This window comes from Bordetella genomosp. 1, assembly GCF_002261335.1.
GTDB lineage: Bacteria > Pseudomonadota > Gammaproteobacteria > Burkholderiales > Burkholderiaceae_B > Bordetella.
This window is the reverse complement of record NZ_NEVL01000003.1, coordinates 143,207-165,011: the sequence shown is the minus strand read 5'-3', so window position 1 is coordinate 165,011 and position 21,805 is coordinate 143,207. Positions and strand designations below refer to the sequence as shown.

General features: G+C 71.4%; 26 protein-coding genes. 12 read left to right on the top strand and 14 right to left on the bottom strand.

The genetic code is table 11. The features are described from left to right. Positions 1-45: 45 nt before the first annotated feature. Genes CEG14_RS09235 through CEG14_RS09205 form a run of 7 tightly spaced genes read right to left on the bottom strand, consistent with a single transcriptional unit; the run spans position 46 to position 6,685 of the window. The gene (locus CEG14_RS09235) at positions 46-1,020 is read right to left on the bottom strand and encodes a hydroxyacid dehydrogenase (protein WP_094826089.1); all 975 of its coding nucleotides are present in this window, start codon (positions 1,018-1,020) and stop codon (positions 46-48) included. Beyond that, positions 1,017-2,303 carry a Zn-dependent hydrolase gene (locus tag CEG14_RS09230; protein ID WP_094826088.1) on the bottom strand — a complete coding sequence of 429 codons (1,287 nt, stop codon included), beginning with the start codon at positions 2,301-2,303 and terminating at the stop codon, positions 1,017-1,019. The genes CEG14_RS09235 and CEG14_RS09230 overlap by 4 nt, the downstream gene beginning before the upstream one ends. A 4-nt stretch (positions 2,304-2,307) precedes the next feature. Next, positions 2,308-3,105, bottom strand: a complete 798-nt coding sequence (locus tag CEG14_RS09225; protein WP_094826087.1) for a maleate cis-trans isomerase family protein — start codon at positions 3,103-3,105, stop codon at positions 2,308-2,310. Further along, positions 3,105-3,899 (bottom strand): HpcH/HpaI aldolase family protein, encoded by a 795-nt coding sequence (locus tag CEG14_RS09220; protein WP_094826086.1) that lies wholly within the window; start codon positions 3,897-3,899, stop codon positions 3,105-3,107. The genes CEG14_RS09225 and CEG14_RS09220 overlap by 1 nt, the downstream gene beginning before the upstream one ends. Then, on the bottom strand, positions 3,896-4,690 hold the full coding sequence (locus CEG14_RS09215) for a creatininase family protein (protein ID WP_094826085.1): 795 nt from the start codon (positions 4,688-4,690) through the stop codon (positions 3,896-3,898). The genes CEG14_RS09220 and CEG14_RS09215 overlap by 4 nt, the downstream gene beginning before the upstream one ends. 34 nt (positions 4,691-4,724) lie before the next feature. Beyond that, the gene (locus CEG14_RS09210) at positions 4,725-5,669 is read right to left on the bottom strand and encodes a tripartite tricarboxylate transporter substrate binding protein (protein ID WP_094826084.1); all 945 of its coding nucleotides are present in this window, start codon (positions 5,667-5,669) and stop codon (positions 4,725-4,727) included. 11 nt (positions 5,670-5,680) lie between these two features. Further along, entirely contained in the window at positions 5,681-6,685 is a 1,005-nt protein-coding gene (locus CEG14_RS09205) for a tripartite tricarboxylate transporter substrate binding protein (protein WP_094826083.1), read from the bottom strand. Positions 6,686-6,875: 190 nt separating this feature from the next. Here CEG14_RS09205 and CEG14_RS09200 point away from each other — a divergent pair, with 190 nt between their 5' ends. After that, on the top strand, positions 6,876-7,775 hold the full coding sequence (locus CEG14_RS09200; RefSeq protein WP_094826082.1) for a LysR family transcriptional regulator: 900 nt from the start codon (positions 6,876-6,878) through the stop codon (positions 7,773-7,775). A 76-nt stretch (positions 7,776-7,851) separates the two neighbouring features. On the opposite strand, the gene CEG14_RS09195 is transcribed toward CEG14_RS09200, so the two are convergent. Next, positions 7,852-9,669, bottom strand: coding sequence for a hypothetical protein (locus tag CEG14_RS09195; RefSeq protein WP_094826081.1), 1,818 nt, complete (start codon positions 9,667-9,669; stop codon positions 7,852-7,854). A gap of 128 nt (positions 9,670-9,797) precedes the next feature. Here CEG14_RS09195 and CEG14_RS09190 point away from each other — a divergent pair, with 128 nt between their 5' ends. The 4 genes from CEG14_RS09190 to CEG14_RS26310 are packed head-to-tail and all read left to right on the top strand — an operon-like array spanning position 9,798 to position 12,490. Then, positions 9,798-10,961 carry a DUF3182 family protein gene (locus tag CEG14_RS09190; RefSeq protein WP_094826080.1) on the top strand — a complete coding sequence of 388 codons (1,164 nt, stop codon included), beginning with the start codon at positions 9,798-9,800 and terminating at the stop codon, positions 10,959-10,961. Continuing rightward, positions 10,948-11,721, top strand: coding sequence for an alpha/beta hydrolase family protein (locus tag CEG14_RS09185; RefSeq protein WP_094826079.1), 774 nt, complete (start codon positions 10,948-10,950; stop codon positions 11,719-11,721). Before CEG14_RS09190 ends, CEG14_RS09185 begins: the two co-directional genes overlap by 14 nt. A 22-nt stretch (positions 11,722-11,743) precedes the next feature. Next, positions 11,744-12,268 carry a CinA family protein gene (locus CEG14_RS09180; protein WP_176461445.1) on the top strand — a complete coding sequence of 175 codons (525 nt, stop codon included), beginning with the start codon at positions 11,744-11,746 and terminating at the stop codon, positions 12,266-12,268. Positions 12,269-12,298: 30 nt separating this feature from the next. Beyond that, a complete protein-coding gene (locus tag CEG14_RS26310) occupies positions 12,299-12,490 on the top strand; it encodes a hypothetical protein (protein WP_176461444.1) in 192 nt (63 codons plus the stop codon). A 64-nt stretch (positions 12,491-12,554) separates the two neighbouring features. Here CEG14_RS26310 and CEG14_RS09175 read toward each other — a convergent pair whose 3' ends face one another. After that, positions 12,555-13,100, bottom strand: a complete 546-nt coding sequence (locus CEG14_RS09175) for a type 1 glutamine amidotransferase domain-containing protein (RefSeq protein WP_094826078.1) — start codon at positions 13,098-13,100, stop codon at positions 12,555-12,557. A 107-nt stretch (positions 13,101-13,207) separates the two neighbouring features. Here CEG14_RS09175 and CEG14_RS09170 point away from each other — a divergent pair, with 107 nt between their 5' ends. Beyond that, positions 13,208-14,266 carry a DNA topoisomerase IB gene (locus tag CEG14_RS09170; RefSeq protein ID WP_094826077.1) on the top strand — a complete coding sequence of 353 codons (1,059 nt, stop codon included), beginning with the start codon at positions 13,208-13,210 and terminating at the stop codon, positions 14,264-14,266. 142 nt (positions 14,267-14,408) lie between these two features. On the opposite strand, the gene CEG14_RS09165 is transcribed toward CEG14_RS09170, so the two are convergent. After that, positions 14,409-14,675, bottom strand: a complete 267-nt coding sequence (locus CEG14_RS09165; RefSeq protein ID WP_143277184.1) for a hypothetical protein — start codon at positions 14,673-14,675, stop codon at positions 14,409-14,411. 209 nt (positions 14,676-14,884) lie between these two features. Between CEG14_RS09165 and CEG14_RS09160 the strand changes: the two genes are divergently transcribed. The 3 genes from CEG14_RS09160 to CEG14_RS09150 are packed head-to-tail and all read left to right on the top strand — an operon-like array spanning position 14,885 to position 16,316. Further along, positions 14,885-15,223 (top strand): four-helix bundle copper-binding protein, encoded by a 339-nt coding sequence (locus CEG14_RS09160; protein ID WP_094826075.1) that lies wholly within the window; start codon positions 14,885-14,887, stop codon positions 15,221-15,223. Continuing rightward, complete coding sequence (locus CEG14_RS09155; protein WP_176461443.1) at positions 15,223-15,684, top strand: phage holin family protein; 462 nt, start codon at positions 15,223-15,225, stop codon at positions 15,682-15,684. Before CEG14_RS09160 ends, CEG14_RS09155 begins: the two co-directional genes overlap by 1 nt. Then, the gene (locus CEG14_RS09150) at positions 15,681-16,316 is read left to right on the top strand and encodes a DUF883 family protein (protein WP_094826074.1); all 636 of its coding nucleotides are present in this window, start codon (positions 15,681-15,683) and stop codon (positions 16,314-16,316) included. Before CEG14_RS09155 ends, CEG14_RS09150 begins: the two co-directional genes overlap by 4 nt. 124 nt (positions 16,317-16,440) lie before the next feature. Here the strand turns inward: CEG14_RS09150 and CEG14_RS09145 are convergent, their stop codons facing one another. Beyond that, positions 16,441-17,598: a DUF748 domain-containing protein gene (locus CEG14_RS09145; protein WP_141243301.1), complete on the bottom strand. Its 1,158-nt coding sequence runs from the start codon at positions 17,596-17,598 to the stop codon at positions 16,441-16,443. Positions 17,599-17,771: 173 nt separating this feature from the next. Here CEG14_RS09145 and CEG14_RS09140 point away from each other — a divergent pair, with 173 nt between their 5' ends. Then, entirely contained in the window at positions 17,772-18,767 is a 996-nt protein-coding gene (locus CEG14_RS09140) for an SDR family oxidoreductase (RefSeq protein WP_094826072.1), read from the top strand. Between the two features lie 64 nt (positions 18,768-18,831). On the opposite strand, the gene CEG14_RS09135 is transcribed toward CEG14_RS09140, so the two are convergent. The 3 genes from CEG14_RS09135 to CEG14_RS09125 all read right to left on the bottom strand — a co-directional run bounded on the left by CEG14_RS09135 (position 18,832) and on the right by CEG14_RS09125 (position 20,872). Then, a complete protein-coding gene (locus tag CEG14_RS09135; protein WP_094826071.1) occupies positions 18,832-19,446 on the bottom strand; it encodes a DUF4142 domain-containing protein in 615 nt (204 codons plus the stop codon). Further along, positions 19,443-20,057 carry a hypothetical protein gene (locus CEG14_RS09130; protein WP_094826070.1) on the bottom strand — a complete coding sequence of 205 codons (615 nt, stop codon included), beginning with the start codon at positions 20,055-20,057 and terminating at the stop codon, positions 19,443-19,445. The genes CEG14_RS09135 and CEG14_RS09130 overlap by 4 nt, the downstream gene beginning before the upstream one ends. 92 nt (positions 20,058-20,149) lie before the next feature. After that, entirely contained in the window at positions 20,150-20,872 is a 723-nt protein-coding gene (locus CEG14_RS09125; RefSeq protein ID WP_094826069.1) for a PIG-L family deacetylase, read from the bottom strand. A gap of 333 nt (positions 20,873-21,205) precedes the next feature. On the opposite strand from CEG14_RS09125, the gene CEG14_RS09120 reads away from it, so the two are divergent. Further along, positions 21,206-21,460 carry a hypothetical protein gene (locus CEG14_RS09120; protein WP_094826068.1) on the top strand — a complete coding sequence of 85 codons (255 nt, stop codon included), beginning with the start codon at positions 21,206-21,208 and terminating at the stop codon, positions 21,458-21,460. Between the two features lie 13 nt (positions 21,461-21,473). Continuing rightward, on the top strand, positions 21,474-21,764 hold the full coding sequence (locus CEG14_RS09115) for a DUF378 domain-containing protein (protein WP_094826067.1): 291 nt from the start codon (positions 21,474-21,476) through the stop codon (positions 21,762-21,764). The last annotated feature ends 41 nt before the right edge of the window (positions 21,765-21,805 follow it).

The window sequence follows — 21,805 nt, the reverse complement described above, 5'->3', positions numbered from 1 at the left end:
GCGCGCCGGACCCCGCCGGGACGACGCGCCCGGCGCCGCACGCGCTCAGGCGCTGCGGCGCCGCTCCCACACCTCCGGATTGACGACGTGCCGCGGCCGCCTGCCCTGCAGCGCGTCCACCACCTGCTGCGCCACGGCCACGGCCGTGCGCGCGAGCGCCTCGTCGGTGCTGCCGCCCGCGTGCGGCGCCAGCACCACGTTGGGCGCGCCGATGAGCGGATGGTCGGCCGGCGGCGGTTCGGTCGAGAACACGTCGATGCCGGCCCCGCCCAGCCGCCCGGCCGCGAGGCTGTCGGCCAGCGCGCGTTCGTCGACCAGGCCGCCGCGCGCCGTGTTGATGAGCAAGGCACCCGGCTTCATCCGCGCCAGCGCCGCCGCATCGATCATGGGCGGCGCGCCGGCCTGGCCCGGCCGGTGCAGCGACACGATGTCGGCCGCGGCCAGCAGCGCCGCCAGGTCGGGCGCCAGCGCACAGCCGGCGGCCTCGATCTCGGCCGGCGGCACCGACGGCGAATACACCAGCACCCGCATGCCGAAGCCTTGGGCGGCGATCCCGGCCAGCGCGCGGCCGATCTGGCCAAAGCCCACGATGCCGAGCGTGGCGCCGGCCAGCTCGCGCAGGCCCGGCGCATAGCGCGCATCCCAGTGGCCGGTGCGCACGGCCGCATCGAGCTCGAGCGTGCGCTTGACCAGTGCCAGCGCCATCGCGATCACCAGTTCGGCCACCGAGCGCGCGTTGGCGCCCGGGGTGTTGACCACCGGGATGCCGGCCGCCGTGGCCGCGGCCACGTCGACCATGTTGGTGCCCGCGCCATGACTGCCGATGATGCGCAGCCGCGCCGCGGCCGCGATGGCGGCGCCATCCAGGCCGGCGTTGCGCGTGATGACGGCCTCGCAGGCGGGAATCGCGCGCGCCACCTCGGCCATCGTCGCCGACGCCGGCGTCACGCAATCGATGCCTGCCTGGCGCAGCAGCGCGAGGCCCTGCTCATGGATCGGCTGAACGATCAGACACTTCATACTGCACTCCTCACGGGATCATGTTCCGGCACGGGGGCCGCCAGGATATCAGCCAGGAGCCGAGCCCCCAGCCCGAAGTCGTCGAGGTCCATCGCCTCGTCGGGGTTGTGCGAACCGTGTTGGTTGCGCACGAAAATCATGGCCGAGCGCACGCCCTGCTGCGCAAACACCGCCGTGTCGTGGCCGGCGCCGCTGGCCATCGTGCGCGCCGCGATACCGCGCGCCTCGGCGCAGGCGCTCAGCCGCGCCACCAGCCCCACGTCCATGCGCGCCGGCTGCGAGCCCGTGCGGGGGCCGAACGCCACGCGCGTCGCGGTGCGCGCCTCGGCATCGGCGGCGCAATCGCGCACGATGCGGTCGTAGGCCGCCAGCACCTCTTCGCTCAGACTGCGCACGTCCAGGCAGCAGTCCAGCTCGCCCGCCACCTTGCTGAAGGCGTGCTCGCGCGGATTGGTGCCGATCTGCCCCACCGTCACGACCAGGTCGTCGCCGCGCCGCGCCAGCGTGTCCCAGGCGTCGTCGATCGCGCTCATCCAGCGGGCGGCGGCGCGCACCGCGTCGCTGCGGCTGTGGCGGCCCACCGCGCCGGAGTGGTCGTAGCGGCCGAGCCAGCGCATGTCGCGATAGCGCAAGCTGCCGCGGATGCCCGTCACGATGCCCACGGGCAGGCCGTCTTCCACCAGATGCGGGCCCTGCTCGATGTGGAGCTCGACGAAACGGTCGATGCGCGCGGGGTCCAGCGCAGCACTGCCATAGCGGTCCGGGTCGAGCCCGATCTCGCGCAGGTGCTCGCGCAGGCTGCGGCCGGTGTCGGCCCGGCGCAGGTCCAGCACCTCCGGGCCGGTCAGGCCGAAGGCGGCCTTGCTGCCGAGGTACGAATAGGGAAACCAGGTACTCTCCTCGGCGCGGATCGCCATCACGGTCACGTCGGCATCCGGCGTGAACCCCTGCGCGCGCCAGCCCGCCAGTACCGCCATGCCGGCGACGACGCCCGCCGCGCCGTCGAAATTGCCGCCCACCGGCACCGAGTCCAGGTGCGAGCCGGTGTAGCGCGCCGGCAGCGAACGGTCGCGGCCCGGCAAGGTTGCGTAGAGATTGCCGCTGCCGTCCACGCCCACCTCCAGGCCGAGCGCCGCGGCCTGCTCGCGCACCAGCCCGTGGGCCCGCTGCTCGCCCGCGCCGTAGGCATCGCGCGTCACGCCGCGTCCGTCGAAGCTCAGCTCGCGCAGTGCCGCGAACATGCGGGCGGCCAGGCCCAGGTCGGGATCGGGACTCGGAATCATGGCATCACCGCGGCGCGTAGTCGGCGCGCGTGATCGGCGCCAGTTGCTCGCGCAACAGACGGCCGTAGCCCGGCACCGCCGCGTTCAGGCCGAGCAGGCGCAGGCAGCCCCACAGGGTGGCCTGGTTGCTCGTCACCACCGGCTTGCCCAGCTCGTCCTCGATGCGCTCGATCATGTCGATCGTGGCCAGGTTGGTGCAAGACAGGAAGATCGCATCGGCGTCGGGCCGGTCGATGTCGCGGGCGAGTTGATAGGCCACCTGCGGCGGCACGCGGCCGATGTCGCGCCGCTCCTCCTGCGTGTGGCCCAGGTCCAGGCCCTCGATCGAGACCACGTCGAAGCCGTACTGCTCGAGGAACTCGCGTTCGCGCAGGTTGACGAAGTCGATGTAGGGGGTGCCCACCGCGACCCGCCGGGCGCCGAGCGCGCGCAGCGCGGCCACCACCGCGCCGGCGGTGGCGATGGCCGGCGCGCCGGCCCGCTCGCTCATGCCGTCGCACAGTTCGTCGAGCGAGCAGACGATCGAGCCGGAGGTGCAGCCATAGGCCACCACGTCGACCTCGGCGGTCCTGATCAGGTCGGCGGCCTCGAGCACGCCGCGCGCCATGCGGTCGTAGTTCTCCTGGGTGGCCGGCCCGGCGTTGATCGCCCGCCCGGAGTGGATGGTGACGCCGTCGGGCGCCATGCGATAGAACTCCGGCTCGTTGACCGTATTGGTGGACGGCACGATCAGGCCGATCTTGGCGCGCCAGGCGTAGGGGCGGTAGCGCGCGGTGGTCTTCATCAGGGTATCGACTTTCATCATCCTTGCTCCGGACGGCCGGCCAGGCGCTTGAGCCCGGAGGCGGCCTGGCTGAAGGTATTGAACAGACTGTTGACGTCGTTGCTGAACGGCATCCAGCCGATGCCGCGGCCCAGCCACTTCTCGGCGGCGCCGAGGTCCTGGCAGCTGAAACCCCACGGCACGCCGAGGCGGCTGCAGGTGGCGATCACGTGCTCGACCGCCTCCAGGTAGCGCGGATGCTGCATCTCGCCCGGTATGCCCAGGTCCTGGGTCAGGTCGTCGGGGCCGATCATCACCGCGTCCAGGCCGTCGACCGCGCAGATTCGTTCCAGGTTGTCGAGCCCCACGCGGGTCTCGGCCATCGCCACCGTCAGCGTGTTGGCGTTCATCTCGGCGGTCTGCGCCAGCGGCGACGACAGCTTGACGTAGTCGGTGTGGGGGCCGCGCATGTTGAGGATGCGCTGGCCGCGCGGGCCGAACTTGGTGTACTGCAGAATCTGCTCGAGCTGTTCGGGCGTCTCGATGTTGGGCAGCAGCAGCCCCATCGCGCCGGCGTCGAGCGGCCGGGTGTAGTCGTGCGAATCGGAGCCGGCCGGACGCACGATCGGCACCAGCCCCGCCTCGCGCGCCACCAGGCACATGGTGGCGACCTGGCTGATCGAGAAGTCGCTGTGCTCCATCTCGATCAGCACGAAATCCAGTCCGGTCACCGCCAGCAGCTTCATGAAGCGCGGGTGATGGACCATCGTCGCCCAGGTGCCGAACACGGGCTGGTTCTGCTGCCACAGGGCCTTGATCGGATTGGCTCTCATGCTGCGGCTCCTTCCTTTGCGAACGACATGGCGCTGAAGCGCGCGGCCGCCTCGGCGATGTAGGCCACGGTGTCGTTCCAGATGGCGTGGCCGAGTTCGGCGCTGGCCTGCGTGGGATCGCCCTGCGTGCCGATCGGGGCGTAGTCGCTGATGTCGCTGAACACGGCGAAGCTGGATTTGCCGAAGCTCACCTTGCCGCTCGACACCGTGCTGACGCCTTCGGCGAACGCGCGCAGGCCGCCGGCCGCGCGGGCCCGGTCCATGAACACCAGCTCGGGAAACTTCGCCAGCGCCACCGAGGTCACCATCTCCGAGGCGTGGCCGCTGGGCGCGCTCCGGGTCACGAAGCGGCCGGCGGCCACGTCGCGCATGATGGAGAACACGTCGATCAGGCCGCCGACCGCGTCGTAGTGGCGCCGCAGGTGCCGGCACACGCTTTCGATCGGCCCGAGCGATCCGGCGTGGATGTTGATGAAGAAGAAGTGGCGAAAGCCCTGGCCGGCAAGCGCGTCGCACATCTCGCGCAGATAGGCCTCGATCGTGCCCATGCCCACCGACAGCGTGCCGGGGTAATCGAGAAACATGGCCGAGTAGTTGACCGGCACGATGGGCGTGACCGCCAGGCCGGCGCGTTCGCCCGCCTCGGTCGCCACGGCCTCGCAGATGCGCAGTTCCGTGCCGGTGGCCAGGTGCGCGCCGTATTGCTCGACCGCCCCCACCGGGATCAGCACGGTGTCGCGCTCGCGCAGATACGCGCGGATGTCGTCGTAGGTATGCTGGTCTGTTCTCATCCGGATGACTCCCTTTCTTCTGTTGTGCGGCCGCTCAGAGCAGCCACGGATTGGTCTTCCACAGCTGCCGCAGCTGGATGTCTAGCGTCTTGAGGCGGCTGACGTACTCGTCGCGTTTCAGGTATCTGAGCGGCTGGAAGCTGCTCCTGGCGCGCTCCAGGTATGCCGGGTCCTGGTTGCACTGTTCCACCGCGTCGGCCAGCGTCTGCATGACCGGCGCGGGCAGGCCGCGCGGCGCCGCCAGCCCGCGCATCGAGCCCGAGTACACGGCGTAGCCGGCTTCCTTGAACGTCGGCACGTCGGGCGCCTCGGGCGAGCGCTGCTCGCTCATCACGCCCACGATGCGCCACGGATTGCCGCGTGCGAAGGTCAGCGCCTCGCCCAGATTGGCCATGCTGCTGTCGATCACCTTGCCCAGCAGGGCCACGCTGGCGGGCGACGCGCCCTGGAACGGCACGGGGGTGATCCTGACCCCCGCGGCCTGCTCGATCAGCAGCGCCGAGATGTGGCCGGCCGAGCCGATGCCCTGCGTGCCCACCGTGATGCTGCCCGGCGCCTGCCGGGCGGCCGCGATCAGCTGCGCCACGTCGTGGATCGGGCTGTCGGCGTGCACACTGAGCGTGCCCGGGTCCTCGACCAGGTTGGCGATGAAGTCGAAGCTCTCGAGCGAGTAGTTGCGCTTGCGTTCGATCGGCAGGCTGACGATGCCGGGCGTGTTCACGATGCCGATGGTGTAGCCGTTGGGCTCGGCGTGGGCCAGATAGCTCAGCGCGATGTCGCCCGCCGCCCCCGGCTTGTTGAGCACCACGAAGCGCGCGCCCGCGATCTTGGTCTGCATGCAGGCGGCGATGGTGCGCGCGGTGAGGTCGGTCCCGGCGCCGGCAGGAAAAGGCACGACCAGGTTGATGGGTTGTTCCGGAAAGGCGGCGTGCGCGGCGCCGCAGCCCAGCGCGATCAGGCAGGCGATGGCAGTTTTCATGATCCGCCTCCTCACCGGTTCCAGGGCGTCGCGGCCCAGAGTTGCTGCAGCGCGGCCTGTTGCCCGGCGAGGGCCTCGGCGTAGCGCTCGCCGGCCAACACCTTGAGCTCCTGATTGGCCGCCTGCGCGGCGGACTGGAACGCCGGATCGGCGGCGGCCCGGGTCATCAGCGCACGCAATTGCTCGCGCCGGTCCGGCGGCAGGCCGGCGGGCGCGCCGATGCCGCGCAGGGAACCCGAGCTCAGCACATAGCCGCTTTCCGCAAAGGTGGGCAGGTCCGGGGCGAAGCCGGAGCGCGCCGGGCTCATCACGCCAAGCGTGCGCCACGGGCTGCCGGTGGCGAAGGCGAGCGCCTCGCCCAGATTGGTTGCGGCCACATCGATCTGCTCGCCCAACAGCGCGGTGCGCACATCGGAGGTGCCCTTGTACGGCACGTGCAGCATGCGGATGCCGGCCTGCTTCTCCAGCATCAGCACCGACAGATGGCCCGCCGAGCCCACGCCCGCGGTGCCGTAGCGGATCGCATCCGGGGCGGCGCGGGCCGCGCGCACGAGGTCGGCCACCGAGCGGATCTGCGAGCTGGCGTGCACGCTGAGCGTGGCCGGATCGTCGACCAGGCTCACCACCGGCTCGAACGAGGACAGCGCGAACTGCGCCTTGCGTTCGATCGGAATGCTCAGCACGTTCGGCGTGTTGAGCAGGCCCAGGGTGTAGCCGTCGGCGCTGGCGCGCGCGAGTTGCGCCATGCCCACTTCGCCGCCCGCGCCGGGCCGGTTGAGCACCGTGACCGGCTGGCCGCCCTGGCGTTCGAGCGCCTGGGCGAACAGACGAGCCGTGAGATCGGTGCCGCCGGCGGCCGGAAACGGCACGACGATGGTGAGCGGCCGGTCGGGAAAGGCGTCGGCCGCGCGGGCCTGGAGGCAGGCCAGGATGCCGGCCGCCAGCAGCAGCCAGGGCAGCCTGGCGGACCTTCGATAGGTGCGAGCGCACCCCTCGTATCGTTGCGTACGAAACATTTTCAACCCCTTGAGTATGTGTCGGTACATGCGGTGGCATGCCCGCGGCCCTGCCCCTGTCCCGGGGCGAGTGACTGCGGCGGACGTCGATTCCGAGGGGAGCCGGCATCCTGAGATCCATAGTATTTATAGATTTATGGATTGAAAAACTGTATTTTTTTATGGCCTCCACAAATTTTCTTTGTAAGCCATGCTCAAGGAACTCCGCACCCTGATGGCCGTCGCCCAGCACGGCACCATCACCGCCGCCGCGCATCACATCGGCCTGACGCAGGCGGCCGCGAGCGCGCAGATCCAGCGCCTCGAAGAATCGCTGGACGTGGCCCTGCTCGACCGCGCCGGGCGACAGGTGCGGCTCAATGCGGTGGGGGTGGACGTGGTGGCGCGCGCCGAACACATCCTTCATCTGTGCGACGAGCTGCGCGAGGTCACGCAGCGGCCCAAGGTGCGCGGCCACCTGCGCCTGGGCGCGATCCAGAGCATGCAGCGGCAATACCTGCCGCGCGTCATCAAGACCCTGATCGAGCAGTACCCCGACGTGAGCACGCACCTGGAGCTGGGCGGCTCGCTGCCGCTGCTCACCGCCGTGGACCAGGGCCAGCTCGATGCGGCCATGGTGGTCAAGCCCTTCTTCGCCCTGCCCGCCGAGCTGACCTGGGTGCCGTTGCTGCGCGAGCCCTTCACGGTGCTGTGCCCGGCCGGCGAGGCCAGCAATGACTGGCGCCAGGTGCTCACCACCCTGCCCTTCATCCGCTACGACAGCGCCTCATTTGGCGGCCGGGTGGTGGACCGGTTCCTGCAGACGCATCGCCTCAGCCCGCGCTGCCAGATCGAATCGCAGGACGTGGACGCGATCCTCGAAATGGTGGCCTGCGGCATCGGCGCGTCGCTGATCCCGATGAAGGACCTGTCGCGCCACGCCAATCAGCTGCGCGCGATCGACCTGGGCGCGGACAAGTTCTATCGGGAGGTGGGCATGGTGCTGCCCGGCACGCGCGGCAACAACGAGCTCGTGACCGAGCTCGTCCGCATCGCCCGCGCGCAGGTGCTGGCCTCGCCCTTCGTGCATCCGCTGGTCGAGCGCGACTGACGTGAAGACGCCCGGACCAGGCCGGGCGTTTCAGGGCGGGCACGGCCGCGATGGAGCGGCCGGCGTGCCAGGGGCTTCAGGCCAGCGCTTCGGCGCGGTGCCACACCTGCGACAGGCCTTCGTGCAAGGCGTGCGCGAGCTGCGCCAGACCGGCATGCAGGTCGCCCGTGATGTGCACGCGCAGACAAGGCCGGCCGCGGGCGCGCAGCTCCTCGAAGTCGCCCAGGGCCTGCGCGGCCTGGATCATGCCGAAGTCCGTGCCCTGGCGCGCGATCTTCTCGGGCGCGCTCGGCTCGGCCGTGATCATGAGGAACACGCCGCCGGCGGGTCCGCCCTTGTGCAGCTGCCCGCTCGAATGCAAATAGCGCGGTCCGAAGCCGCCCACCGTGGCGCAGCCGCTGGCATCGCGCAACAGGCGGCGCAGCTGTTCCAGCCTCCCTTCATTGGCGCGGTTGCGCGCGATGTAGGCCAGCACCGCGCCGTAGCCGCGGCCGCGCAGCGACACGAAATGATGGGCCAGCAGCTCGGCGGCCGAGCCGCCCCCGCTGGTCGAGCCATAGAACGCCAGCTGCCCTTCGCGCAGCACCGGTTCCGGCTGCACCAGGTTGCCGTCCTTGCGCCACGCCTCGGCCAGCGCGCGGGCGCGCAGCTTGGCGGCCTCCACGTCGGGCTGGTCGAACGGATTGATGCCGAGAATCGCGCCGGCCACCGCCGTGGCGACTTCCCAGCGCAGGAACTCCTGCCCCAGCCGCTGCGGGTCGGCCAGCTCGAACATCACGACCGGATGGCCGGCCTCGGCCAGGCGGATCGCGCGCGAGCGCAGGGCCAGGCCGGCCTCGCCGGGCTCAAGCAGCGCGATGAAGAGGCGGTCCTCGCCGTAGTCGTCCCGCTCGCCAGCGGGTTCGCGGTCGACCGGGATCACGCCGCGGCCGTGCTTGCCGGTGGACTCCGCCAGCAGCTGCTCGAGCCAGGCGCCGAAGGGCGCGAGTCCGGGCGTGGCCAGCACGGTGGCCTTGTCGCGCCCGCACAGCGCGGCCTCGCCCACCAGCGCCCCCAGGAACACTCCAGGGTTGGCGGCCGGATCGCGCAGCGCGCAGGCGCGCAGCATGGGCCGCGCGGCATGCAGAAAACGCACCGGGTCGTGGCCCAGCAGCGACAGGGTCACGAGGCCGAATGGCGTCAGCACCGAGTTGCGGCCGCCCACCGAGGGCTCGCCGGCGAACACCTCGGCATAGCCGCTTTCGCGGGCATGCGACTCCAGCGGCGTGCCCGGATCCGTGATGGCGATGAAGCGCTTGCCCGCCTCGGTCTCCCCGAGTTCGGCGCAGAGGCGCTCGTGGAAGTAGTCGGCCAGCATGCGCGACTCCAGCGTCGTGCCGGACTTGCTGGCGACGATGAAGAGCGTGCAGTGCAGATCAATGCGGTCCAGCACGGTGCGGATCTGCGCGCTGTCGGTGGTGTCGAGCACGTGCACGCGCAGCCCGCCCTGCGCCACGCCGAGGATGCTGACCAGCACTTCGGCGCCCAGGCTCGCGCCGCCCATGCCCAGCAGCACCACGTCGCTCGCGCCGTTGCAGCACAGATCGGCACAGCGGCGCGCAAGCGCCTCGGTCATGCGGCGCGGCTGGCGCAGCGTGGTGAGCCAGCCCAGCCAGTTGCCCTCGTCGGCGCCGGTCCACAGCGTCGCGTCGGCGCGCCACAGGCGCTTGACCCAGTGAGCGCGCGTGGCCATGGCGAGGCGTTGCGTCACCGCCATGCGCAGCGGCGTGGGCAGGCTGTAGGTGAAACGGTTGAGGCTGTCGCCCAGCGCGGGCTCGTGCACCCGCAGCACCGGTGCGCCCGCGACCCGCGCCGTGCCGCGCGTGTCGATCGAAGAAATCAGGGTGAGTGTCATGATGCGGGGTTAACCCAGGGAGCCCGTGCGGGGCGATACGGAAAGCCTTAGCAAACGCCGTGCCCAAGGCTGTTGCAGTGCGGAATATTTTGTCGGGATGCGGGCATGGCGCTTGCTCTGACAGCGCCATGACAGCGCCCGAAACTCCCCCTGCCTACCAGCCTGCCGCCCGTCGCGGCGTCGTCGCGCCCTATCCGCGCGCCCAGGCGCCGAGCGAGCACGAGCTCGCGAGCCAGGACCTGCTGGCCCGCCGCATCGCGGCGCTCCTGAATCTCGACGTGGCGCTGGCCTACCGGCCGGGCCTGCGGCCCCGCTATGGTTCGGTCTATTTCGTGCCGGCGCGCACCATCGTGGGTCGCGCCCGCGCCAGCACGCTGGGCATCGACGACGAGACCGACCTGTATGGCGGCGTGGTGCCGCATGCCTTCGTCGCCACCAAGTCGATCAGCCATCCCCTGCTCAACGCACGCGCACGGGCGCCCTCGACCTGGTCGCGCCGGCTCGGCACGCTGATCGAGCCGGTGACGTTGGCGGGCTACACAGCGTTCAGCCTCACCGACGCGCAACGCGCGGGCGTGGCGCTGCTGCAGCGCGGCCCGATCCGCGTCAAGCAGGTCGAGGCCAATGCGGGTCGCGGCCAGGAGGTGGTGCGCAGCGCCGCCGAGCTGGAGGCGGCGCTCGCGCGGCTGCAGGACGCCACTGTGCGGCGACTGGGCCTGGTGCTCGAGGAAAACCTTGCCGAGGTCGAGACCTATAGCGTGGGCACCCTGCGCATCGGCACGCTGGAGGCGGCCTACGTCGGCACGCAATCGCTCACCGACGACAACCAGGGCGAACAGGTGTACGGCGGCTCGACGCTGCGGGTGGTGCGCGGCGGCTGGGACGCGCTGCTCGCCCACACCGAGGATGCGCGCGAGCGCCAGGCGGTGCAACAGAGCCGCGAGTACGACGCCGCGGTCCAGGAATGTTATCCGGAGCTGCTGGCCTCGCGCCGCAACTACGACGTGGCCATCGGCCAGGATGCGCACGGCCAGACCCGCGCCGGCGTGCTCGAGCAGTCGTGGCGCGCGGGCGGCGCCAGCCTGGCCGAGATCGCCGCGCTCGAAGCCTTCGCCGACGACGCCGCGCTCGATTGCGTGAGTGCGTTCACGCGCGAGCGCTATGGCCAGCCGCAGATCACGCCGCCGGGGCGCCACCTGGTGTTCCACGCCTACGACAGCACGGTGGGCTTCATTTCCAAATCGGGCGGCCTGCAGGCGCCCGCGCAGGAGCCCGCGCATGGCGCCCAATAACAACACCAACCGCAATCCCACCGAGATCACGCTCGACGACGCGCCGCCGCTGGCCGGCACCTTTCTCACGCCGCAGACCAAGGTCCCCGGCGTGCTGTTCGTGCACGGCTGGGGCGGCAGCCAGGATTTCGACCTGAGCCGCGCGCGCGGCATCGCGGCGCTCGGCTGCGTGTGCCTGACCTTCGACCTGCGCGGCCACGCGGCCACCGAAGCGCAGCGACGCGAGGTGTCGCGCGAGCAGAACCTGCGCGACGTGCTGGCGGCCTACGACCGTCTGGCCGCGCACCCCTCGCTCGACACCACCGAGATCGCGGTGGTGGGCAGCAGCTACGGCGGCTACCTGGCGGCCATCCTCACGACCTTGCGGCGCGTGCGCTGGCTCGCCTTGCACGTGCCGGCGCTGTACCGCGACGAGGAGTGGGACCGGCCCAAGGCGGAGCTCGACCGCGACGTGCTGCGCGAGTACCGGCTGCGCGACCTCAAGCCCGCCGACAATCGCGCGCTCGGCGCCTGCGCCGATTTTCCCGGCGACGTGCTGCTGGTGGAGGCCGAGCACGACACCTACATTCCGCATTCGACCATCATGAACTACCGCTCGGCGTTCCGGCGCGCGCACTCCATGACCCATCGTGTCATCGATGGCGCCGATCACGCCCTCTCGGACAAGACCGCCCAGCGCGCCTACACCTCGGTGCTGGTCAACTGGGTGACGGAAATGGTGACCGGCGCGCGCCTGAGCGAACCCCGCGCGCTGCCCTGAACCGTCGCCTCGGAGCCTCCCCATGGACAGCGAAATCGAGCAACTCGCCACCTACATGAAACGCCACGCGCTCACGCTGGCGACGGCGGAGTCCTGCACGGCGGGCCTCATCGCCGCCACGCTGGCCGACGTGCCCGGCGCGGGCGCGCTGCTGGAGTGCGCCTTCGTGACCTACAGCCCGCAGGCCAAGCAGCGTCTGCTCGGGCTGTCGGACACGCTGCTGCAAAGGCACAACCTGACCAGCGAGGCCGTGGCGCGCGCCATGGCGCTGGGCGCGGCCCAGCGCGCCCAGGCGCGCGTGGTGATCGCCAATACCGGCGTCACCGACGGCACCGATCCCGAGATCCCGGCGGGCACGCAATGCTACGCCTGGGTCATCAAGCGCGGCGCGGCCGATGCCGCACCCGCCGTGTTCACCGAGACCCGGGTATTCACGGGCGGTCGCAATGCGATCCGCCGCGCCAGCGCGACCTATGCGCTGCTGCAGGTCCAGCACTACGCCCGCGAGGCGCTGGGCCAAGGGGCGGCGGCCTCCGCCGCCGCCTGAGTTCATCACCGACCCTACGAGGAGACCACCATGAGCACGCAACAGGAACCCCGCCGCGACGGCCAGGACGCCCCGCAGAAGAACGACACCGATCGCACCGAACAGCAGAGCCACGGCAGCGAACAGAACCGCAGCAAGAAGGATGGCCACACCAGCCAGATCGGCACCGGCGGCGATCAGCAGAGCAGCCGCAACACCGGCGGCGGCGCGCGCCGCCCGTAATGCAGCAGGCGGGCCATCGGCCCGCCTGTCCCTCGAACCGGGCGGGTGCGCGGCCCGCCCCGCCTCAGCCCTTTTGCAGGGCGGCGATCAATGCGCGATTGAAGGCCGGGATGTCGTCGGGCTTGCGGCTCGAGATGAAGCGGCCGTCTTCCACCACTTCCTGGTCCACCCATTCGGCGCCGGCATTGCGCAGGTCATCCTGCAGCGAGGGCCAGCTGGTGAGCTTGCGCCCGCGCACCAGACCGGCCGAGATCAGCAGCCAGGCGCCGTGGCAGATTACCGCCACCGGCTTGTCGGCCTCGACCATGGCCCGCACGAAGGATTGTGCCTTCGGGTGCATGCGGATCTCGTCGGCGTTCACCACGCCGCCCGGCAGCAGCACCGCGTCGAATTCGCCGGGCTCGGCGTCGGCCTGCACGAAGGTGAGATCGACCTCGAACTTGTCGCCCGGCTTGTCGTGGTGCATGCCGAGGATCGGCTCGGTCTTGGCCGAGATCAGCACCGTGCGCGCGCCCTCCTTCTGCAGCGCGTCGCGCGGCCCGGTGAGCTCCACCTGTTCGAATCCGTCGACGGCCAGGACGGCGATGGTCAGGTCTTTCAGCTTTGCCATGTGTGCTCCTTGAGTGCGTGTTCGTGTGCCGGCGCGCCGCGCCGGCCCCGCCCGCTGGCAGCAACCGCCATGCCCGCGCGGGCACAGCGCTTGCTTGTCGGCGGGCCATGAACGCGCCCGAACTCCTGCCGCTGCCCGCCGCCACGGGCCTGGTCTACACCGACGACAGCCGCCCCGGCTATCGGCGCAAGCGCGTCAATGCCAAGACCTTCCACTACTTCGACACGCGCGGGCGCCGCATCCGCGACGAGGCCACGCTGGCGCGCATCCGCGCGCTGGCGATCCCGCCCGCGTATGAGGCCGTGTGGATCTGCCCCGATCCGCAGGGCCATCTGCAGGCGACCGGCCGCGATGCGCGCGGCCGCAAGCAATACCGTTATCACCCCGACTGGACCATGGTGCGCGACGCGCAGAAATACGGCCAGCTGGCGGCGTTCGGGCTGTGCCTGCCGCGCATCCGCGCCCGCATCGAACGCGACATGGCCCTGCCCGGGCTGCCGCGCGAGAAGGTGGCCGCCACGCTGGTGCGCCTGCTCGAGCTGACCCGCATCCGCGTCGGCTCGCGCGAATACGCCCGCAGCAACAACTCGTTCGGGCTCACCACCCTCACCCGCCGCCATGCGCAGGTGGCCGGCGACAGGATCCGGCTGCGCTTCGTGGGCAAGAGCGGCGTGCCGCACGACGTGACGGTGGCCGACCGGCGCATCGCGCGTCTGGTGCGGCGCTGTCTCGACCTGCCCGGGCAGCAGCTGTTCCACTACCTCGACGAGACCGGCGAGCCGCGCGCGGTGGACTCCGACCTCGTCAACGATTATCTGCGCGAGGCCAGCGGCGCCGACTTCACGGCCAAGCACTATCGCACCTGGGCCGGCACGCTCTACGCCTATGCAGCGCTGCGCGCCGAAGGCCTGCTGCCCGGCGTGGAAGGCCCCCCGCCCTCCGAGACCGCGCTGCGCAAGCAGCTGGCCGAAGTGGTCAAGCGCGTGGCGCAGCGCCTCGCCAACACCCCCGCGGTCTGCCGCTCCTGCTACATCCACCCCGCCGTGATGGACGCCTATCTGGCCGGCTCGCTGGCCGCCGATGCGCGCGCGCCCGACACCCCGCGTGGCCTGGCGGCCGAAGAGCGCCGCCTGCTCGCGTTCCTGCAAGCCCTGCCCACGCCATGAGCACGGACCACGCGGCAGCGCGCCGGGCCCGGCCGGGCTGGCGATGCAATGCGGTGGGCGACGGGAGCGTGAAGACGGGCGGGAAAGCCGGCGGGAGGCGGGACGGGCATGGCGGCGATGCGCCATGCCGGGCGTCGGCAGGTCAGAAAATCGACGAGCGCGCGTTCTTGGCGTACGGCTGGGGTTGGGCGTTGTCGGCCCAGTTCGACTCGGGCGTCGGATCTTCCACGGGCTTGCTCTCGCTGCCGGCTTCGTCGACCGCACGCTTGGCGATCGGCGGGGGCATGCGCGGGACGTCTACCGGGCCGCGCGGGGGCAGGACCTTGGCGTTGATGCTGACCTCGTCGGGCGCAGGGGCCGGTGCGCCCGTGCTCACAGCCTTGCCGGGGGTATTCGCGTGGGATGTCATGACATTCTCCTTGAGGGTGGGTACATGCCAATGTGGCCATGCAGGACGGCCGGTGCGCGCGTCGATGACCGGTCGCGAACCCGTGCACCGGGCGCGGCACCCTGTTGATGTTTTACAGGATCGGGGGCAGGCGCGCCAGTTGCTGAACAAAGCCTTACAGCAGGTCCACCCGCGAACGCGCGCGGGCCGCTAGGGTTAACCACGAGGAGATGCCAGTGCCAGACACCGTACAAGCCTGCGTTCAAGCCTGCCTGCGATGCGCCGCCACCTGCGACGCCTGCGCGGCCGCCTGCCTCGACGCGCCGGGCGGCCACGACATGCGGCGCTGCATCGCGCTGGACCTGGATTGCGCCGAGGCTTGCCGGATGGCGGGCGCATTGATTGCGCGCGCAAGTGAATATTCTGCCGAGGCCGCGCGTTTCTGCGCTCGGCTGTGCGAAGGCTGCGCGCGTGAATGCGCCGAACATCCCGTGGCCCATTGCCAGGCCTGCGCCCAGGCGTGCCGCGACTGCGCGCAAGCCTGCGCATCCTTTGCCGGAGCCGTGTGATGATGAATCGCTACCCGAAGGGCCCGAGCTTGCGCGCCCGCCTGGCACGGCTTTCGCTGGCCGCCCGCTTTGCGGCCGGCCGCATCGGCCAGTATGGCGAACTGCTGCACCTGGAGCTCGCGCTCTACCGCCAATCGCTGGTGCGATCGCTGATCGCGCTGGTGGCGCTGGTGTTCGCCGGCCTGGGCGCCGCCGCCTTTCTTTCCATCGCCGTCCTGGTGCACTATTGGGAAACGCCATGGCGCCGCACCACCGGCTGGGCCATCGCCGGCGTATGGATCGGCGTGGCGGTGATCTCGCTGCTGCTGGCGCGCCGCAACGCGCCCGACGGCCTGCCGTTCCAGAGTCTGGGCACGCAGCTGCGCCTGGACGCCCAGGCCCTGCGTGAAAGCACGGGCCTGGCCTCCGCCGTCCCGCCAGCCGCCCCGACCGCCGACGAACCGCCCCGGAGCCAGCCATGAGCCAACTCGATATCGCCGCCGAACGCGCCCTGCTGCTGGCCCGCATGGACGAAGAACGCCGCCAGCTCGCCACCCCCGATCCCGCCGCGCCCCCGCCCGCGCCCACCCCCGTCGATGGGGCGCAGGTCGCGCGCGCGGCACGCAACGTGGTCGTGGGCCTGGTCGCGGCCAGCGGCTGGCCCCCCTTTCTCAAGACCCCTGCGCGCGCGGCCACCTCCGTGTGGCTGCGTGACCGGCTCGCCGGGCTGGTTCGCTCAAGGGTCTCTCCCCCCCGGCAGCATCACAGGAGTGACATTATGGAATCCACGCCGACCCCGGCTCCCACCACGCCTCTGAACACCTCGGCCGCCGAGTCGCGTACGCGCCGTGGCGGCGCCCGTCAGCTGCTCGACGACCTGGAGTCGACGCTGCGCGACTCGGGCCACGAAGACATCGAGGTGCTGAAGACGCGGTTGCGCGCGCAACTGGAAGACGCCCGCGACTCGCTCAATGACGCCGGCAACAGCGCCAACGAGCTGGTGCGCGCCTCGGTGGACTGCACCGAAGAATACGTGCGTTCGCACCCCTGGCAGGCCGTGGGCTGGGCCGCCAGCGCGGCCTTCCTGCTGGGCGTGATCGTGGGCCGGCGCTGACGCGCTGCCCGAAAAAAATGGCGGCCGGTTCATCCGGCCGCCATTTTTTTTTGCCCGTCCCGTCGTACCCTGGGTCCTCTACCGGCGGGCTCGCCCGATCCGATCCCGGGCCGGCGCGCCGGCCTCACCAGAGGTTGGACAGCGCGCGACCCATCTCGCGCACCGCGCCGGTCACGCCCTCGCTGGAACCTTCGGCGCTCACGCCGACCGCGCGGGCGAAGCCGCCCGCCAGCCGCTGCGGCAGGCTTTTCTGCATGGCGAACTTGGGATCGTCCAGGCTGCCCTGCACCGTGAAGTCGAAACGCACCGTGTCGTTGCGGTCGGCCATGGCGCTCAGCACGGCCTGGCGCGGCAGGGCGAAGATGCTGCCGTCGTCGCCGAAACGGGCGTGCGTCAGCGCGAGCGTGCCGTTGGCCTGCAGCGCGCGGTCGCGGATCTGCGTCCGCATGTCCAGGTCGACGGCGCCTCCGGTCAGCGGCGCGCTGTGCGCCAGCTGCATGTAGGGGCCGACCTGGCTGGCCGGCATGTTGCGCACCGCGAGCCGGACGTCGGCGTCCTGGCCCTTGCCGCGCACCCAGCCCACCAGCGAGGCGGTGCCGCGCTGGCCGTTCGCGCCGGGCGCGGTCACGCCCTCGAAACGCACCTCCATCCGTTCCTCGCCGGCCGGCACGGCCAGGGGCGAGATGTCGACGCGCGCCTGTTCGAACACCATGTCGTGCCCCGGCGGATAGGCCACGGTCTGGTCGCGATAGCGCAGCGTGCCGTCGGCCAGCACCACGCGGCCGGCCCATGCCGGGCGCGGCTGGCCGTCGGCCCCGCGCGCCCGGGCCAGGGCCTGGGCGAGCGAGGGCGCCACGTGCAGCTTGCCGTCGCCGTCGCGCAGCACTTCCATGTCGTAGCCCTGCACCAGCACCCGCTCGAACGCGGCCTCATGGGCCAGGAAGGCGCGCCAGCGCGGCACCAGCACCACCCGCTCGGCGCGCGTCGCGGCCTGGCCGGGCGCGCCGGGCAACACCACGTCGCGCAACACGATTTCGTGCGGCCGCACGGTGATGTCGCCGATCTGGCCGCGCGGGCCGACGATGCTGTCGACGCGCAATTCCACCAGGCGCACCACCAGGAACGCGAGAATGCCGGCCACCGCCAGCAGCAGCAGGGTCGTGGCGGTCAGGCCGGCGAGAAACCGGCACAGCGCCGGATACTGACTGATGCCGCAGCCCTTCGCGGATTTCGCGGGTGCGGCGCCTGAGCTCAGGCTTCGAGGGGTAGAAAGAGCGTCCATGGTGTCGATTCCTCGGCACGGCGGCCTGGCGGCTGCATCGATTGAGCGTGGCGGGCCCGTGTGCCGGACCGGCGCGTGAGTAATGTGGCGCATGCATAGCAACTGGCGTTCCTGGCGCGGCGGCATGGGGCTTGCGGCCCCGCCGCATCCCCTTCCCCCCCACGGAGTCCGCCATGAGCAAACCCGAATCCCCCGACGCCACCCACCGCGCACACACCACCGCCGAACGGCAGCGCGCCCTGCAGGAGGAGCAGGATCGACGCGATGCCGCGCGCAGCGGCGGCGGCGACGACGCCCCGGCCCAGGCCGGCACCCATGCGCAGCCGGAGCCGCCCCTGCCGAAACAGCACCTGGACAAGCCCGGCGACGAGCACGACCTGGCGCTCGCGCCCCGCTTCGAGGCGCCGCACTACCGCGGCAGCGACAAGCTGCGCGGCATGACCGCCCTCATCACCGGCGGCGATTCCGGCATCGGCCGCGCCGTGGCGGTGCTGTACGCACGCGAGGGTGCGGACGTGGCCATCGTGTATCTCGACGAACACGAAGACGCGCACGAGACCGCGCGCCACGTGCAGGCCGAGGGCCGGCGCTGCGAACTGATCCCGGGCGACGTGCGCGATCCCAAGTTCTGCGATGCGGCCGTGGCCCAGACCATCAAGGCCTTCGGCCGGCTCGACATCCTGGTCAACAATGCCGCCTTCCAGGAGCATGCCAAGTCGTTGCTGGAGCTCACCGACGAGCGCATCGACGAGACGCTGCGCACCAACATCTACGGCTACATGCAAATGGCGCGCGCCGCGCTGCCGCACCTGGAGGAAGGCGCGTCCATCATCAATACGGGCTCGGTGACGGGCCTGCGCGGCAGCGCCAACCTGATCGACTATTCCACCACCAAGGGCGCGATCCACGCCTTCACGCGCGCGCTCGCCGGCAACCTGGCCAAACAGGGCATCCGCGTCAACGCGGTGGCGCCGGGCCCCGTGTGGACGCCGCTCAATCCAGCGGACCGGCCCGCCGAAGAGGTGGCCGAGTTCGGCAAGGGCACCGACCTGGGCCGCCCGGCCCAGCCGGAGGAAATTTCGCCGGCCTATGTGTTCCTGGCCGCGCCCTGCTGCGCGAGCTACATCACCGGCATCGTGCTGCCGATCACCGGCAGCGCCGGCGACTGAGGCGCGAAAGAAAAGTGCCTGCGACCCGCGCAGGCACCCCATCGACCCCGATACGTCCCGCCGCTCAGCGTTGCGGCGCACCTCCGCCCGGCCCGGCGGTGCCGGCCGCAGGCGCGCTGCGCGAGGCGGGCGACGGGGCCGGCGCTTCGCCGGGCGGCGTGGGCGTCACCGTCTCGGCGGCTGCCGGCGCCGGCTTGGGATTGGCGAGCGCCTGCGCCCGGGCGCGCTGCTCGGTGAGTTGCGCCACGGCGCGTTTTGCATAATCGCGGACCGCCGGATCGGCGCCCTGCTGCACCGCGACCTCGAAGGCGGGCAGCGCCTCGCCCAGCGTACCGGCAACCGCTTCCGTCAGATACTTGCGATCGAAACCGGCGCCCTGCGCATCCCGCAGGGCCGCCAGCTGGCCGGCGTAGGCGCCGGTGGGCGCCGGCGCCGTCTTGCCGACATAGGGCTGCAAGGTTTTCAGGGACTCGCGATGCTGCTCGCCCATCTGGCGCGCGAAGGCCTGCACCTCGCCGGAGGCCGCGCGGTCCTGCGCCAGCTGCGCGGCGTCGATCTGGAACTGCGACAGGGCCACGGCGCGCGCCACGAACTGGCCCTCGGCCTGATCGGCCGCCAGCGCCACGGGCGCCGCGCACAGGCCCGCCGTCAGCGCGACGGCTGCGATCAGGGCTCTCATGATGCGCTCCTCATGCCACCGGGCGCTGGCACGGTGGCGGGCTCGCGTTCGGGCGCCACCAGCGGATCGAAGTCGACCCAGCGGCCGTCGCGCCAGCGGCCGTGCGCCCGCTCCACGTCCTGCCCGCCGGCCCCGCGCAGGATGCGCACCGCCTCGGCCTCGCGGTCCGGCGTGATGTGCAACGCCAGCAGCACGCCGGCCGGCCGCACCTCGGGATGGCCGGCCTCGTCGAGCGGCGCACCGGGCGCGCCGCGGCGCTTTCTGCGCCCGGCCAGCCACATCGCGCCGCCGAGCGCGCCGAGATAGGCGCCCACGCCGGCCGCCGCGACCACGGCCACGATGGAGCCGCTGATGCGCGCGCCGATCAGGCCGCCCGCCACGGCAAGCACCAGGCCGAAGATGGCCGCGCCGGCGATCGCACCATACTGCGCGCCCTCGGCATCCGGATCGGCCTTGCGGTCCCCGCCCAGCGGGAAGCGGGCGTGGCCGCCCGGGGTATTCACATAAAAGGTGTGGACGTCTTCCTCGCGGAAGCCGGCCGAGAACAGCTTGCCGGCGGCCAGCGTGGCCTGCTCGAAAGTCTGGAAGCGTGCGGCGACGATCAAGGACATGGTGGTCTCCTTCGCGTACTGCCGGTGAGTGGAGGCGGGCAGCCGCGCGCGGCGCCCTTCCGGTTCAGCGGAGCAAGCGCTGTACCTGTGCTTCAGGCGGAGATCACGGTCGTTCTCGCGGGCGGCGCGGCCGCGATGCGCCAGAGGCGGTCGACGGGCGCCTTGGCCGGGCCCCGGCCATCCGGGCTTGCCAGGCCGAGCAGCTCGCCCATGCCCTTTTGATGGCTCTCGTACTGCGCCATGGCCCGCGCCTTGAGCACGCCGTCCGGGGGGCCGAACTCCATCGGCGTGGCGCTCAGCTGGCGCTGCTGCAACAGGGCCAGCCGCGACTGCACCCGGCCGGGCTCGTCGCGGCTCGCCACCTCTTCGTAGGCAAGCCATTGCGCATCGCCAAAGAGCGGCATCACGGCCAGCGCGGCGTCGCCCACCATGACGTGTTCGCTGCCGGACAGCCCGAGCGGCATCAACACGACGCGCGGCCGCAGCAGCGTGAGCGCCGCGGCGATCACGCCGGGCAGGCGCGCGGCCATGGCGCCCCCGCCGTAGTGCGGGTCGAGCAGGTCGAGCCCGCGCCCCTGCGCCTGCAACAGGGCGAGCGCGCGATCCTCTTCGGCGCGCCGCACCGCCATGGCCTGCTGCACGTCATGGAAACCGCAGCGGGTGTCCCAGGGCGTGAGCGGCGTGCCCGGCGGCGGCACGGCGCTGTACACGGTGAGCACGGTGCTGCCAGGGTGCGCGGACAGGGCGGCGCCGCAGCAGAACACCGCGTCTTCGTAATGCGGGGCAATCGCAACCACACCGTTGGAGAATGTCATTGGCCCTCCCCTCAGCGCGCCGCGCGGCGTTTTCGCCGCTTGGGCGTTGGGCCGCCGAGCCCTGCGGTCGCCCTTGCGATCGCTCCGCCCGACGGCCCTTGCGCACCTGCGCCGATTCCCCGCGGCCAGTCCATCGCGCTCGCCAACCGTCTGTTTCGCATGGCTTTTTCTCCAGTTTTGGGGGATCGGATACGGTTGCTTCCGCAACTGGCGTGCCAATGCCGAGGAAAACGAGGGCGCCAGGCGCCGCAGCGGGCACGTCACTTGCTGATACGCCACGTCGCAAAATTTATCCGCGGGCCAACGGGCCCGCGTCATTACCCAGGAGCCGCCATGAACGATCTCGATCTGCCGAACAGCCGTCCCAACGTGGGCCCGAGCGATTCTTCCGACTCCGCCAGCGATCTGCCCCCCGGCGAGTCGGGCACCGACAGCGACAGCCAGGGCACCGGCGAGCGCGAGTCGGTACGCCCCTTCGATCCCGAACTGGACGGCGCCGACGTGGACACCGACGAGATCGTCGACGAGGCGGAGGCCGGCATTTCGCACGCCCGCCCGGATCCGGTGCGCAACGGACGGCCCGACTGAGGGGCCGCCGATCATGAGCCGCTACGCTGAAATTCTTACCGACGCGGGCCCCGCCCGCGACGACGAGCTGCCGCGCTGGGTGCGGCGCCAGGAAGACACCCGGCTCGGCCGGCGCGACTGGCTCGCGCTGGTCGTGCTGGTGATCGCCGGGCTGAACGCGGGCCTGATCGCCGCGGTGGGCCTGGATCCGCTCAATCTGCTGCTGTCGCACTGGCCCTGGGCGGTGCGGCTGGCGCAGGCCCTGGTGGGCCTGGCCGCGCTGCATGCGGTGGTGCTGCTGACCGGCTGGGTGCGCGAACGCTGAGGCCGGCGCGCGCGGCCTGCCTGGCACGCGGTCCGTCCGTC

Coding starts and splice junctions, on each gene's coding strand:
- CEG14_RS09185 (WP_094826079.1), top strand. CDS start 10,948: ATGGCGCCCAATAACAACACCAACCGCAATCCCACCGAGATCACGCTC.
- CEG14_RS09215 (WP_094826085.1), bottom strand. CDS start 4,690: ATGAGAACAGACCAGCATACCTACGACGACATCCGCGCGTATCTGCGC.
- CEG14_RS09165 (WP_143277184.1), bottom strand. CDS start 14,675: ATGACATCCCACGCGAATACCCCCGGCAAGGCTGTGAGCACGGGCGCA.
- CEG14_RS09220 (WP_094826086.1), bottom strand. CDS start 3,899: ATGAGAGCCAATCCGATCAAGGCCCTGTGGCAGCAGAACCAGCCCGTG.
- CEG14_RS09200 (WP_094826082.1), top strand. CDS start 6,876: ATGCTCAAGGAACTCCGCACCCTGATGGCCGTCGCCCAGCACGGCACC.
- CEG14_RS09225 (WP_094826087.1), bottom strand. CDS start 3,105: ATGAAAGTCGATACCCTGATGAAGACCACCGCGCGCTACCGCCCCTAC.
- CEG14_RS09135 (WP_094826071.1), bottom strand. CDS start 19,446: ATGAGAGCCCTGATCGCAGCCGTCGCGCTGACGGCGGGCCTGTGCGCG.
- CEG14_RS09125 (WP_094826069.1), bottom strand. CDS start 20,872: ATGACATTCTCCAACGGTGTGGTTGCGATTGCCCCGCATTACGAAGAC.
- CEG14_RS09230 (WP_094826088.1), bottom strand. CDS start 2,303: ATGATTCCGAGTCCCGATCCCGACCTGGGCCTGGCCGCCCGCATGTTC.
- CEG14_RS09150 (WP_094826074.1), top strand. CDS start 15,681: ATGAGCCAACTCGATATCGCCGCCGAACGCGCCCTGCTGCTGGCCCGC.
- CEG14_RS09130 (WP_094826070.1), bottom strand. CDS start 20,057: ATGTCCTTGATCGTCGCCGCACGCTTCCAGACTTTCGAGCAGGCCACG.
- CEG14_RS09180 (WP_176461445.1), top strand. CDS start 11,744: ATGGACAGCGAAATCGAGCAACTCGCCACCTACATGAAACGCCACGCG.
- CEG14_RS09145 (WP_141243301.1), bottom strand. CDS start 17,598: ATGGACGCTCTTTCTACCCCTCGAAGCCTGAGCTCAGGCGCCGCACCC.
- CEG14_RS09190 (WP_094826080.1), top strand. CDS start 9,798: ATGACAGCGCCCGAAACTCCCCCTGCCTACCAGCCTGCCGCCCGTCGC.
- CEG14_RS26310 (WP_176461444.1), top strand. CDS start 12,299: ATGAGCACGCAACAGGAACCCCGCCGCGACGGCCAGGACGCCCCGCAG.
- CEG14_RS09195 (WP_094826081.1), bottom strand. CDS start 9,669: ATGACACTCACCCTGATTTCTTCGATCGACACGCGCGGCACGGCGCGG.
- CEG14_RS09170 (WP_094826077.1), top strand. CDS start 13,208: ATGAACGCGCCCGAACTCCTGCCGCTGCCCGCCGCCACGGGCCTGGTC.
- CEG14_RS09175 (WP_094826078.1), bottom strand. CDS start 13,100: ATGGCAAAGCTGAAAGACCTGACCATCGCCGTCCTGGCCGTCGACGGA.
- CEG14_RS09115 (WP_094826067.1), top strand. CDS start 21,474: ATGAGCCGCTACGCTGAAATTCTTACCGACGCGGGCCCCGCCCGCGAC.
- CEG14_RS09235 (WP_094826089.1), bottom strand. CDS start 1,020: ATGAAGTGTCTGATCGTTCAGCCGATCCATGAGCAGGGCCTCGCGCTG.
- CEG14_RS09205 (WP_094826083.1), bottom strand. CDS start 6,685: ATGTTTCGTACGCAACGATACGAGGGGTGCGCTCGCACCTATCGAAGG.
- CEG14_RS09155 (WP_176461443.1), top strand. CDS start 15,223: ATGATGAATCGCTACCCGAAGGGCCCGAGCTTGCGCGCCCGCCTGGCA.
- CEG14_RS09140 (WP_094826072.1), top strand. CDS start 17,772: ATGAGCAAACCCGAATCCCCCGACGCCACCCACCGCGCACACACCACC.
- CEG14_RS09160 (WP_094826075.1), top strand. CDS start 14,885: ATGCCAGTGCCAGACACCGTACAAGCCTGCGTTCAAGCCTGCCTGCGA.
- CEG14_RS09120 (WP_094826068.1), top strand. CDS start 21,206: ATGAACGATCTCGATCTGCCGAACAGCCGTCCCAACGTGGGCCCGAGC.
- CEG14_RS09210 (WP_094826084.1), bottom strand. CDS start 5,669: ATGAAAACTGCCATCGCCTGCCTGATCGCGCTGGGCTGCGGCGCCGCG.